Raw genomic sequence first — 12,948 nt, 5'->3', positions numbered from 1 at the left:
TAACCACCTATAATGAAAGTCAAGAGGTGATAATAATGAAAAATTTTATGAAAGGATTAGTTATCGTCCTAGCATTTGCCCTACTAGTGGCTTGCGGAAAAGATACAGCTAAGAAAAATAGTACAAACGAAAAGACAAACACAAACACAAAGACTGAAGAAAAGTCAGATAAGTTAGAAGGATCCATCACAGCATCTGGATCATCTGCACTACTTCCACTTGCACAAGACGCTGCAGACAAATTCAAAGAAGTTGAACCAAATATTTCCATCACAGTTAATGGTGGAGGATCTGGAACTGGACTTAAACAAGTATTTGACGGTTCAGTAGATATTGGATCTTCTGACGTATTTGCAGAAGATAAACTAGATGCAGAAAAAGCAAAAGAATTGGTGGACCACAAAGTATGTGTAGTTACAATGGCTGCAATAGTTAATAACGATATTGGAGAAAAAGTAAACGACCTAACAAAAGATCAGCTTAAGAAAATCTTTACAGGTGAAATTAAAAACTGGAGCGAAGTTGGCGGCCCTGATGAAAAGATTCTATTAGTAACAAGACCTGACTCTTCAGGAACTAGAGCACTATTTACAGAATATGCCCTTGATGGAGATAAGACTCAAGGTGAATCTTATCTAGAAACAGATAACTCTGGAGAACTTCTAGAAACTATAAAATCAAACAAAGGTGCAATTGGATATGTAGCTCTACCATATATTATAAATAACAGTGACGTTACCCCTGTTGCCATAGATGGTGTTAAACCTAGTCTTGAAACAACTTACGACGGAAGTTATCCTGTTTGGGGATATGAACACATGTATACAAAAGGCGAACCTAATGAAGTGGTAAAAGCATTTATCGACTACATCATGTCCGATGAGTATGCATCTCATATTGAAGAACAAGGTTACGGCGCAACTTCCAATATGAAAGTAGAAAGATGATAAGAGAGAGAACAAGAAAAATATCTAGCCAGGACACAATGTTCAGAGGGATAGTATATGGGATTTCATTTTCTACCATCCTTATAACTATCTTTATAGGAGTATTCTTAATGTACAAGGGACAGTATACATTTACTGCCCTTGGACATTCTCTAAAAGAATTTCTATTCTCATCTGATTTTAATCCTGCGGATTCTGTGGGAGCCAAGGGCACTGTTGGATCAGTACCATTTATACTTGGCTCTTTTTACACATGTGGACTAGCGCTTCTATTTGCAACTCCGTTTGCGGCAATATCTTCAATATTTATAACTGAAGTGTCTCCTAAATTGGGAGAGAAATTTTTAAGACCAACCATAGAAATATTCGTTGCGATTCCATCCATCGTCTATGGATGGACGGGACTGGTGGTGCTTGTACCATTTATAAGAAATCTATTTAATCTAAGCTATGGAAATAATATCTTCACTGCTGCAATAGTTCTATCTGTCATGATTTTTCCGACCATTGCATCTGTCATGATCGACTCTCTAAAAGGAGTTCCAAAAGCTTACAAAGATGCATCCTATGCACTGGGCACAACGAGATGGCAAATGATTTACAAAGTTCTAGTTCCTGCGGGAAAATCTGGAATGATTACGGGAATTATTCTTGGACTTACAAGAGCCATGGGAGAAGCACTTGCAGTATCCATGGTAATTGGAAAGACTAGAAATGTACCAAAATCCATCTTTGAATCTGCCTCAACTCTAACTTCTGTAATTGCATCGAACATGGGAAATACTTTTGACAAGACGGAGTACAATTCAGTTCTATGGTCCATGTCAGCGCTACTATTTATAATTTCCATTCTTTTAATATTTTTAATTCACAAGGTAGGAGATAGAAATGAACAAAATAAATAGGGCAAGAAAGATAGATAAATGCATCACAGTTTTATTTACCACTGTTGCGGCGATGATCATACTTCTGCTTATGGCATTTGTAAGTTATGTGGTTTTAAAGGGGATAAGATCATTCGATTTAGAATTTTTAACCTTTACCAGAAAGGGAATAATGAACCAGGTCCTAAACACCATCTATATGGTATTTCTATCCTTGGTATTTTCTGCCCCCATTGGAATCTTAACGGGGATCTACATCGTTGAGTTTGCAAAGGAAGGAAGGATGAAGAAATTTATTAAGCTTTCAATAGAAACTCTAAGTTCGCTTCCTTCTATCATCGTTGGACTCTTTGGATACTTGGTTTTTATATTAATGACAGGAGCAAAGTGGAACATGCTCGCAGGAGCTCTTACACTTTCAATTCTCTCAGTACCACTTATTGCAACTACAACCATCGATGCACTAAACGGAGTTAAACAAGAAGTAAGACTTGGAGCCTACGCCCTTGGAGCAACATCTAAGATTACAATCTTACAAGTTTTGCTTCCAGCTTGTATCTCAAGAATCTTCACGGGAGTACTACTTGCAGCGGGAAGATCATTTGGAGAAGCAGCGGCACTTCTATATACGGCGGGAATGAGTACGGACATAGTTTGGTCAAACTTAGATATTACATCTAGGACCAACTTCTTAAATCCATTTAGACCAGCAGAGACATTGTCCCTTCATATATGGGCGCAGTTCACAGAATCAACGGCAGTAAACGCAAAAGATATAGCAAACTTTTCTTCTGCGGTGCTTATAATAATAGTTCTTCTTTTCAATATATTTGTAAGGAAGTATTCAAAATCATTGGATAGAAAATTGGGAGGAAAAGTTGAGTAAATTTAAAATAGAGAACCTGGATTTTTATTATGGAAATTTCAAAGCTCTAAAAGATATAAACGTGGAGATGGAGGAGAAGGAAGTGACGGCACTTATCGGACCTTCTGGATGCGGAAAGAGTACATTTTTAAAAATCTTAAATAGAATGAGCGACTTAAATGACAATTCAAAAGTAGATGGCAAAATTCTACTTGATGGCAAAGATATTTTTACAGAGATGGACCCAATTGAACTGAGATGGAGGGTTGGAATGGTATTTCAAAATCCAAACCCATTTCCAAAATCCATCTATGACAATGTAGCCTTCGGTCCAAGAGTTCAAGGAATAAAAAATAAAAAGGAGTTAAACGAAATAGTTGAGAGGTCTCTCTATGATGCAGCTCTTTTAGACGAAGTTAAAGACAGACTTAAGAGCTCAGCTCTTGGATTATCTGGTGGGCAACAACAAAGACTTTGCATCGCAAGAGCCTTGGCAACGAAGCCAGAAGTGCTACTTATGGATGAGCCAACCTCTGCACTAGATCCTATATCCACTTCAAAGATTGAAGAATTGGTGGACAGATTAAAGAAGGACTACACAATAATAATTGTCACCCATAATATGAGTCAAGCTTTAAGAATATCTGACAAAACAGTATTTTTCTTACTTGGAGAAATAATCGAAGAGGGTCCGACCCTAGAATTATTTGAAAGACCAAAGAAGAAGAAAACAGAAGAATATATAACAGGAAGGTTCGGTTAATGAATAGATTAGATAATAAATTATTGGATTTAAATACCACTATGCTCGAAATGAGTAGACTTGTGGAAAGAGCAATTGAAGAACTTTTAAAAGCGATAAAAGAAGAGGAAGATATAAGCCTCGAACATTTCAACTCTGTATATGAAGAGCTCGACTCTCTAGACAAACAGGTGCAAAACACATGTCTTAGAATGCTTCTTGAGTTTCAACCGGTAGCAGGAGACTTTAGAAAGATAAGTTCCGCCCTAAAAATGGTCACAGATATAAATAGAATCGGAAACCAATGTATAAATATTGCAAGAATAATCGCCGACATGGATCCTGTGGTGGAGAAAGATCTCTACCTTGAAATATTTAATATAGCCACCTATTCAAAAGATGTAGTGAAAAGTGCAATCTATTCCTTTATCAAAAATAGCTACGAAGATGCGGAAGAAGTGACGAAAAAAGATGATTCGGTGGACGAAGAATTTATAAATATAAAGAATAGAATGATTAAAAGAATACAGAACGGAGATCTAGATGCATCTATGATAGTTGATATAATAATTATAGCTAAATATTTCGAAAGAATTGCTGATCACGGTAGTAATATTGCAAAATGGGTAAAATATTCTACAGGGGGAACAATTGAAAATAGCAATAATTGAAGATGAAGAGGATATAAGAAAATTAATTGAATATGCACTTTCAACCCAGGGATTTGAAGTAAGTACCTTCGAAAAAGGTCCAGATTTTTTCAAAACGGAGATTCTACCAGATATAATTCTACTAGACATAATGCTTCCAGGTATGAGCGGACAGGAAATATTAAAAAAGATTAGAGAAAATAGAAAGTTCGACAACACACTTGTAATCATGTTAACCGCAAAATCAGCAGAGATGGATGTGGTAAGCTGCCTTGAAGCGGGAGCGGACGACTATATCAAAAAACCGTTTGGAGTAATGGAACTGATTTCTAGGGTCAAAGCTCACATCAGAAGGATTGGAAGAGAAGCAGAAGAAATCGAAGTAAGAGATATTATGATCGACACCAAGAGAAGAACCGTTAAAAAGGACGGAGAAGAAATAAATCTCACCTACAAAGAGTTTGAACTTTTAAAATACTTGGCGGAAAATAAATCCATAGTCTTAACTAGAGAAAATATCATCGAAAAGATATGGGGCTTCGACTATATTGGAGAGACGAGAACGGTGGATATGCATATTGCCAGTCTAAGACAAAAAATCGGTGAAGACTATATAGCAACTATTCGTGGCGTAGGCTACAAGATGGAGTAATATGAGAAAGAAAATATTTAATTCCATGGTTTTGATATCCGTCTACTGTTTACTATTTACAGCATTTTTCTCTGGACTTGTATTCTATAGAATATATAGACAAAACGTAGAGAAAAATCTTAAAACCACAACTAGGCTCATAGTAAGTCAGTATGAAATGGATAAGACCAGCCTGGAAAGATTAAAAGCACAGGGTTTAAGAATAAATTTAATAGATAGTGATGGCAAGGTTTTATACGATAGTGAGAAAGATTCTTCCACCTTTGAAAATCACAGAGAAAGACCGGAGATAAAAGATGCACTGGCAAAAGGCGAAGGCAAGTCCATAAGGTATTCAAAGACATTAAACAGGGACACCATCTACCACGCTATGAAATCGGATGACAAAATAATCAGGGTTGCCAAAGAAGTAAACTCGGTATTTTCCATATTTAGAATAATATTTCCAGTGGAAATACTAATAGTCGTAGCGTTATTTCTACTTTCACTTTTTATTTCCAAAAGAATTACAGAAAATATAACGGAACCGATAAAACTAGGAGTTTACAAGCATCAAAACCTATATCCAGAACTAGATCCATATCTAAGAGAGATAGACGAAAAAAATCTAGAACTTGAAAAACTCTATTCCATTGAAAAGAGTCAAAACGATACTGTGGAAGCAATCTTAACGAAAATGAAAGAAGGACTTGTCATATTTGACAGATCACTAAGGCTAGTTCTGATAAATGATTCTGCCATAAATATATTAAAGCCAATCAACTCAAAGAAGGGCTCCCATATATTGGAACTTACCAACGAATCTAAAATTCTAGATGCGGTAAATGAAGGTTTCAAAGGAAAATATATAAAGGGCGAGATTGAAATAGATAATAAAATCTATGAATACTTCATCTCACCAGAATCAGAATCTCTAGGAGGAGTAGCACTTCTTCTTACAGATAAAACCTATGAAGCGGGCCTAAAATTAAAGAGAGAAGAGTTCACAAGCAATGTAACCCACGAACTAAAAACTCCTCTTACCATCATCTCAGGATTTGCAGAACTTCTAAAATCTGGAAATGTTGAAGAAGAAAAGATAAAGGAATTCGGTGGAATAATCTACAAACAATCCACCAATTTACAAAGACTAATAGATGATCTTTTAAAGATATCTAAACTAGAAGCAAATGATGCTGTAATAATCGAAGAGTTGAGCTTAGACGAACTTGGAGACGAAGTCTGTGACGACCTTGCAATCGAAATAAAAAATAAAAATCTAAACCTAGTAAAAGATTTTGACAGGGTAAAGGCAAAGGTAAACGGAGAAATGATAAAAGAGGCTATGATGAACCTCTTAACCAATGCGATCAAGTACAATAGAGACGGTGGCGAAATCGAGTTCAAAATAGCAAAAGAAGATGGATTTGCTTTAGTGCAGATATCCGACAATGGAATAGGAATAGAAGAAGAATTGTTAGACAGAATCTTCGAAAGATTCTATGTAGTGGATAACTCCAGATCTAAAAAAATATCCTCCACAGGACTTGGACTATCCATAGTAAAACATATAGTAGAAGCCCACGGAGGAAGGATTGAAGTAACATCAGAAATTGGAAAGGGCAGCACCTTTACCATCTATCTTCCACTTGAAAAATAAAAAAATAAAATTTTCCATAAAAATACCCGGACATTAGATTAAAAGTCCGGGTTAATTTTTTTATTATTTATTAACTTTGTCTAAAAGGTTCTTTATAGTTGGATCTCCAAGTAGGCTGTCTTTAGTTTCATTGTATTTTTTTATAGCTTCATCAGGATTGTAAGGAATACCTTCCGCATTTGATTTAAGTGCTTTCAAATGTTCTGCAATTCTGATGTTAAAAACTGTAAGATCTTCTACAACTTTCGTAGCAGCCTTTTGATCCTTCTTGATAAGAGAATCGTCAAATCCATTTATAACATTCTTTAGAGTTTCCATAGATTTTAGTAGGAAATTGTGAGATTCTTTAAACTTATCAGGCACCTTTAGATCTTCAATCTTCTTTATGATATCAGTAGCTTCAGCCTTTTTAGCTTCGTAGATTTCTTTAAGCTCAGTTTCGTTATACTTGCTTGCATTTTCGAATAGATATGACTTCATTTCGTCAAATTTTATTTTTAATTCTTCTTCTAAACTCTTAGCCATATCGTAGTATTCTTTTTCTTCTGCAGTTAAATTAAGTCCGTCAGCAGATTTAGTTTCAAGGATAACTTTGTAAGTTTTTGCATCCCAAGAAGTCTTAACTCCGAAGTTTTCAGAGATAAATCTAAGTGGTACAAAGGTTCTGTTATCCTTTAAAAGTGGAGCAACATCAATCATAGCAGCTTTGCCATCTACTTTTGCTTCCTTATTACCGATGGTAAGTTCGATTTTTTTATTATTGTTTGTAATAATAACAAGTTGTGCTTTTTCGTTCCAGTCAACCTTGAAACCAAGTTTTTCAGAAATAAATCTAACTGGTACAAAGGTTCTGTTATCCTTTAGAAATGGCTCTACATCTGTAGCAACTACTTCGTTATTTAAAACGATGGATATTTTATTTGCACCGCTTGCAAGTACAAAACTTGGTACAAGTAGTAGAGCTAGTATAATTGTAAATATTTTATTTTTCATTTTGACCTCAATTCTTGTCGTTTGTAGTATCTTCTATAGTTGTTTCTGCTTGTTTTTCTTCTCTCTTGTATCTATTTTCTACATAGTTTAGACTCTTGTCTTCGCTTGACATGATTTCGATGAAAGAATCTTCTGATCTAGCAGGTACAATCTTGCCGTTTTCGTCGTCTTTGTAGAAGATGATGTATTCTCTTCCGGATTTAAGAGTCTTTGGAATGGTCATCTCAACTTGAGAAAGATCACCCTTGTAGTCTACGACGAAGCTTGCAGTATATCCTTCAGCTGAATCTTGATTAACTCTTATACGAGAAATATAAGAAGAGTCATCGCAAAGGCTCTTTAAAAATTCTTTGTTATAAGCTTTTGGAGTAGCTTCTGGAGCAGTACCTTCTTCGCCTTCAGTATTTTCTGAATCTGTACCATCAGGATTTTCTCCGTTTTCAGTGTTTGTAGTTCCTTCTTGATCCGTTTTATCTTCGCCTTCTTTGTTATTTGTAACTTCAGTAGTCTTTGTGTTTTGATTTTCTACTGGAAGTTTAGTAGTTTTATTCTTCTTGCAACCTACTAAAAGAAGAGGAAGTATTAGAAGTATAATAAATAATTTTCTTTTCATAAAAACCTCCTATTATGTATATTGTATCATAAATATTTTACTTTTAAAATTTATAAAACAAGATATAATTATGTTAAGAATTAATGGAGTCAAAACAACATAAACTTGTATATCTTTGTATAAAGTGTTATAATTTATTTACCGAAAGCCTTATTCGTTAAGGACAAGGTACTCATAAGAGGAAAGAGCCTTATTCGTTAAGGACATTGTAGGCAGGCTTTAAGCCTGCTTAATTTTTTTTAGGAGATAATAGTGAAATTTCAATTATTTGATGTTTATTTAATAGATTTTAAAAACAACATTGGTGGTGAACTAAAAGGGAAACATTACGCAGTTATACTTTCAGATTTTTCTTATGGAGATAGTACAATTTTAGTTGCACCAATTACAAGTAAAAAATCAGGGAAAAAATATCGTGGAGGATTTACAATAAATTGTAGAGACTATCAGCAGAATCCATCATATGAGAAAGCTTTTGTACGTATAAATAAATTAAGGGAAGTTTCTACAGAAAGAATATTAGGAAATAAAATTTACAATTTGAATGATTCAGATATTGAAAAGTTAAAAAAATCATTTAGAAACATATTTAAGTTTATAGAATAATTTTTAGCACACTTCATTTCAGTGTGTTTTTTATTGCAAAATTTTAAATTAAAAGAATTTTATAATTATTTTTTGCTTCTTATTCTCATTACTTTTATAAATTAACTAGTGATAATCATTGTGTTATAATATAATCATGGAAAATATAATTTCTGATGAACTTATGAATCTTTTTAATATTTTAAATAGTCACTATGAATCCTACTTCGTTGGTGGGGCGGTTAGGGATATGATTCTCGGATACAGTATCCATGATTATGACATCACAACCTTGGCAACTCCAGATGAAATAAGGAAGACTCTTAAGATGTACACCACCATTGATATAGGTGGATCTCTTGGAACGGTGCTTGCTCTTACAGAAAATTATTCTGTGGACATTACTCCTTTTAGACTCGATGGTGAATATAAAAATTTTAGAAAGCCGGAGGAAGTTATTTTTTCTAAGGATGTAAAAGAAGATTTAAAGAGAAGAGATTTTACTATAAACGCTATACTCTACAACGGAGAATTTATCGACTACGTTGGCGGACTTCGAGATTTAAAAAATAAAATTATTCGTCCAATAGGAGATGCGAATATAAGGATAAAAGAGGATGCCTTAAGAATTCTTCGGGCAGTGAGATTTGCCACAAAGTATGATTTTGAAATTGAGGCAAGTTTAGAATCTGCTATAATTTCAAATGTAAATCTACTTAAAAATATATCTTTCGAAAGAATTCGCGATGAATTTGTAAAGATTTTACTTGATAAAAATGTAAAAAAGGGTATGAATCTTTTAAGGAAGCTACATATTTTTGATATTATACTTCCGGAAATCCTACAAACCTACGATTACGATCAGAATTCTAAGTATCACGAGAACAATCTCTATGATCATATTTTAAATGTGGTTGGATATTCTCCAGAGGTTTTAGAGGTTAGACTTGCAGCACTTTTACACGATATTGGTAAGCCTGCTACATTTTCTATGGGAGATGATGGAGTGGCTCACTACTTCGGCCATGAAATAGAGAGCAGCAAAATTGCAAAAGAAGTGCTTAGAAGATTTAAGTTTTCAAATGAAATTATAAAAAAGGTAGTCATACTTATTGAAAATCACATGACTTTTCAAAGTGTCATGACAGATAGGGCGCTTAGAAGACAGATCAGAAAAGTAGGAAACGAAAATATTTTAGATCTCTACGACCTTATGGTTGCTGATAGACTTGGCACTATGAAATCTCGTTCTGCTGATGATATTTACACGAGAAGAGATAGGGTAGAAGAGCTTCTAAAGGAGCCGACTTCGAAACCAAAATTTTTAAACATCAGTGGGTCAGATTTAATTGAAATGGGTTTTACACCGGGACCAGAATTTAAAAAGATTTTAAATGATTTGACAGAAATGGTGCTCGATGACCCTGAAATAAATACAAACGAAAAACTAAGACAGATAGTAGAAAGGAATTACAATGGCTAGACTATTTGGAACAGACGGAGTAAGAGGTATTGCAAATGAATACCTAACTCCAGAATTGGCATATGATATAGGAAAAGCAGCGGGATATGTGCTTGGAAATGAAAGTACATTTAGAAGAGTTATAATCGGAAGGGACACTAGACTTTCTGGAAATCTTTTGGAATGTGCGGTTGCGTCTGCTCTTATGAGCATAGGTTACGATGTTGAACTTGTAGGAGTTGAACCTACACCGGCAATAGCCTATTTAACTAGAAATGGAGATTATGATTTCGGTATAGTTATATCCGCATCTCACAATCCATTTGAATACAATGGAATTAAATTTTTCAGTCACGAAGGCTACAAACTAAGTGATGAAGTTGAAGATAGAATCGAAGAGCTTATACATTCAGACGTAGCTCTTTACAAAACTCTTCCTTTCGACGAAATCGGAAAGGTAATCCACACAGATGCTAGAGAAAAATACAAAGAATACTTAAAATCTTGTCATGATTTCGATCTAAAGGGACTAAGAATTGGAATCGATGCTGGAAATGGAGCCCTATACAAAATTGCAAAAGAAGTGCTAGAAGATTTAAATGCAGAAGTTATAATTATAAATGACAGTCCGGATGGAACCAATATAAATAAATCTTGCGGCTCAACCAATCCTGAACTTATAAAAAATCTGGTAAAAGAAAATGGACTTGACGTTGGATTTTCTTTCGACGGAGATGCGGACAGAATAATCGCTGTCGATGAGCTCGGTCGTGAAATCGACGGAGACCATATCCTTGCAATCTGTGCAACCTATCTTAAAAATACAAAGGGACTTAAAAATAATATTGTAGTTGGAACAGTAATGACAAACATCGGACTTGCAAGATACTTAGAAACCATAGGTGCACAGCTAATAACCACCAAGGTTGGAGATAGATATATCTTAGAAGAACTCAGAAAAAGAGATGGAGTCCTAGGTGGAGAACAATCTGGTCACGTAATATTTTTAGATTACAACACCACAGGAGATGGACTTGGCACAGGATTATTCCTACTTGAAGCTATGAAAAATATGAACATGAAACTATCAGAGTTAAACGACCTTATGGTTTCATATCCACAAGTTTTAGAAAATGCAAGAGTTAGAAATGAACTCAAGTACAAGTACGAAGAAGATTCTGAAATCGTAGCAAAGATTAAAGAAATCGAAGAAAAATTAGAAGGGGAAGGAAGAGTAGTCATAAGGACCTCTGGTACAGAACCTGTAATAAGAGTTATGATTGAAGGAAAAGACACAGAAGTAATAGGAGAGTATGCGAGAGATTTGAAAAAGCTTATTGAAAGCAAACTCAGTTAGGAGGAAATATGGTAGGAATAGTAGTAGATTCATGTTGCGACCTTACAAGAGAAATTATTGAAAAATATAATGTTGCAGTCGTACCATTTAAAATGACTATAGAATCAAAAGAATATGTAGACGATGAAAATCTTGATTTAGAATCATTCTTGACTAATATGCAAGCATCTAAAAAAGGAGTCGTTACATCCTGTCCATCGCCTCTTGAATATAAAGAAGCAATCCTTTCAAGAAATACAGACGAGGTATTTGTAATCACAATTACAAGCAAACTATCTGGATCTTATAACTCAGCGATGGTTGCAAAACAAATGGTAGAAGAAGAGAATAAAAATATAAAAGTACATGTTATTGATTCTTTAGCAGCTGGAGCAGGAGAGATTGCACTATTTTTAAAACTAGTAGAACTTAGAGAAGGATTAACATTTGAAGAAATTGTTGAGAAGATAGAAAATCTAAGAGATAGCATGAAAACATTCTTTATACTAGATAAGTTTGATAACTTAGTTAAGAATGGAAGAATGGGAAAAGTTACAGGCATCATGGCAGGCGCACTAAACATTAGACCAATTATGCACGGAGTAAATGGTGAAATCGAAGTTTTTCAAATCAATAGAGGATTTAAAAAATCTCTTGTAAATTTAGCTAAAAATATTGGAGAAATGTTCGATGATTTAGGAGAAAGACTGATCATCACAGTAGGAGTTGGATCAGAAGATAGATCCGAATTTTTAAGAGAAAAACTAGAAGAAATGTATAATTTTAAAAACTATCATTACTTCACAGCAAATGGACTTACATCCACCTATGCAAATGTTGGCGGAGTAATAGTAGCTGTAATTTAATATAAAAATAAAAGCGGCTTAGACCGCTTTTTTTGATGTTAAAATTTATCTCAAAAAAGGCGACCTCCAGCCGCCTTTAAAATATAAAAGATTAATCAAATTTATTTTTTAAAATTCTATGTTCCACAGAATATTCATTGTCTAAAATCTCAACTTCATATTCCTCGTTAAACATAGGTGAAGATAAAATATAGTCGCCAGTAGTAGGAGAAGTTGCCATAGCGATGTTATATAGGGTTGCAATTCTAAGGAGAGCCTTGACATCTGGGTCATGAGGTTGCGCCTCAAGTGGATCCCAGAAGAAAACTAAAATATCAATTTCCAAATCAGAAATTTTTGCTCCAAGCTGCAAATCGCCACCAAGAGGACCAGAGACAAGCTTCTTTACATCCAGGGAAGTCTCGCGAGAGATTAGTGTAGCAGTTGTGCCAGTTCCAATAAAATTGTGACCTCTCAGTTTTTCTTCATGCTTTTTTACCCAATCCAAAAGTTCTTTTTTCTTGTGGTCATGGGCAACAAGGGCAATATTTTTCTTTTTATTCACTTTAATTTTTTTAACTTCCATAAGTACCTCGAATTCTAAAAATCATGACTTAGTTCTTTCTTTCAAGTATATGTTATCAAAGATTAAAATTCTTGCATAGCTTTTTAAAATATGGCGAATGTCAAAAGTATGTAATTTTTACGAATATAAATTTGAGATATGAAAATATA

14 protein-coding genes are annotated in these 12,948 nt (G+C 34.4%); 11 read left to right on the top strand and 3 right to left on the bottom strand.

Annotation, left to right across the window (positions count from 1 at the left end; genetic code table 11):
* The first annotated feature begins 35 nt into the window (after positions 1-35).
* From HMPREF9225_RS09055 to HMPREF9225_RS09025, 7 genes are read left to right on the top strand one after another with little or no spacing between them, the layout of a single operon-like run.
* Positions 36-947: a phosphate ABC transporter substrate-binding protein gene (locus HMPREF9225_RS09055; protein WP_008902648.1), complete on the top strand. Its 912-nt coding sequence runs from the start codon at positions 36-38 to the stop codon at positions 945-947.
* Positions 944-1,852, top strand: a complete 909-nt coding sequence (pstC, locus tag HMPREF9225_RS09050; RefSeq protein ID WP_008902647.1) for a phosphate ABC transporter permease subunit PstC — start codon at positions 944-946, stop codon at positions 1,850-1,852. The genes HMPREF9225_RS09055 and pstC overlap by 4 nt, the downstream gene beginning before the upstream one ends.
* A complete protein-coding gene (pstA, locus tag HMPREF9225_RS09045; protein ID WP_008902646.1) occupies positions 1,836-2,717 on the top strand; it encodes a phosphate ABC transporter permease PstA in 882 nt (293 codons plus the stop codon). Before pstC ends, pstA begins: the two co-directional genes overlap by 17 nt.
* Positions 2,710-3,459 carry a phosphate ABC transporter ATP-binding protein PstB gene (gene pstB, locus HMPREF9225_RS09040; protein ID WP_008902645.1) on the top strand — a complete coding sequence of 250 codons (750 nt, stop codon included), beginning with the start codon at positions 2,710-2,712 and terminating at the stop codon, positions 3,457-3,459. Before pstA ends, pstB begins: the two co-directional genes overlap by 8 nt.
* Positions 3,459-4,109, top strand: a complete 651-nt coding sequence (gene phoU / locus HMPREF9225_RS09035; RefSeq protein WP_008902644.1) for a phosphate signaling complex protein PhoU — start codon at positions 3,459-3,461, stop codon at positions 4,107-4,109. Before pstB ends, phoU begins: the two co-directional genes overlap by 1 nt.
* Complete coding sequence (locus HMPREF9225_RS09030; RefSeq protein WP_008902643.1) at positions 4,090-4,740, top strand: response regulator transcription factor; 651 nt, start codon at positions 4,090-4,092, stop codon at positions 4,738-4,740. Before phoU ends, HMPREF9225_RS09030 begins: the two co-directional genes overlap by 20 nt.
* A gap of 1 nt (position 4,741) precedes the next feature.
* A complete protein-coding gene (locus tag HMPREF9225_RS09025; RefSeq protein WP_008902642.1) occupies positions 4,742-6,379 on the top strand; it encodes a sensor histidine kinase in 1,638 nt (545 codons plus the stop codon).
* Between the two features lie 63 nt (positions 6,380-6,442).
* Here the strand turns inward: HMPREF9225_RS09025 and HMPREF9225_RS09020 are convergent, their stop codons facing one another.
* Together HMPREF9225_RS09020 and HMPREF9225_RS09900 are read right to left on the bottom strand one after the other, a co-directional pair.
* Positions 6,443-7,372 carry a stalk domain-containing protein gene (locus HMPREF9225_RS09020; RefSeq protein ID WP_008902641.1) on the bottom strand — a complete coding sequence of 310 codons (930 nt, stop codon included), beginning with the start codon at positions 7,370-7,372 and terminating at the stop codon, positions 6,443-6,445.
* Positions 7,373-7,379: 7 nt separating this feature from the next.
* Complete coding sequence (locus HMPREF9225_RS09900) at positions 7,380-7,985, bottom strand: hypothetical protein (protein WP_008902640.1); 606 nt, start codon at positions 7,983-7,985, stop codon at positions 7,380-7,382.
* A 252-nt stretch (positions 7,986-8,237) separates the two neighbouring features.
* Between HMPREF9225_RS09900 and HMPREF9225_RS09010 the strand changes: the two genes are divergently transcribed.
* The 4 genes from HMPREF9225_RS09010 to HMPREF9225_RS08995 all read left to right on the top strand — a co-directional run bounded on the left by HMPREF9225_RS09010 (position 8,238) and on the right by HMPREF9225_RS08995 (position 12,234).
* Entirely contained in the window at positions 8,238-8,591 is a 354-nt protein-coding gene (locus HMPREF9225_RS09010) for a type II toxin-antitoxin system PemK/MazF family toxin (RefSeq protein WP_008902639.1), read from the top strand.
* 118 nt (positions 8,592-8,709) lie between these two features.
* Positions 8,710-10,053: a CCA tRNA nucleotidyltransferase gene (locus tag HMPREF9225_RS09005; RefSeq protein ID WP_211203948.1), complete on the top strand. Its 1,344-nt coding sequence runs from the start codon at positions 8,710-8,712 to the stop codon at positions 10,051-10,053.
* Positions 10,046-11,389, top strand: coding sequence for a phosphoglucosamine mutase (glmM, locus tag HMPREF9225_RS09000; protein ID WP_008902637.1), 1,344 nt, complete (start codon positions 10,046-10,048; stop codon positions 11,387-11,389). Before HMPREF9225_RS09005 ends, glmM begins: the two co-directional genes overlap by 8 nt.
* Positions 11,390-11,397: 8 nt before the next feature.
* Positions 11,398-12,234: a DegV family protein gene (locus HMPREF9225_RS08995; protein WP_008902636.1), complete on the top strand. Its 837-nt coding sequence runs from the start codon at positions 11,398-11,400 to the stop codon at positions 12,232-12,234.
* Positions 12,235-12,325: 91 nt separating this feature from the next.
* Here the strand turns inward: HMPREF9225_RS08995 and HMPREF9225_RS08990 are convergent, their stop codons facing one another.
* Positions 12,326-12,799, bottom strand: a complete 474-nt coding sequence (locus tag HMPREF9225_RS08990) for a methylglyoxal synthase (protein WP_008902635.1) — start codon at positions 12,797-12,799, stop codon at positions 12,326-12,328.
* Positions 12,800-12,948: the final 149 nt, after the last annotated feature.

Source organism: Peptoniphilus duerdenii ATCC BAA-1640 (assembly GCF_000146345.1).
GTDB lineage: Bacteria > Bacillota > Clostridia > Tissierellales > Peptoniphilaceae > Peptoniphilus_B > Peptoniphilus_B duerdenii.
This window is presented reverse-complemented; position numbering and strand designations above follow the sequence as displayed.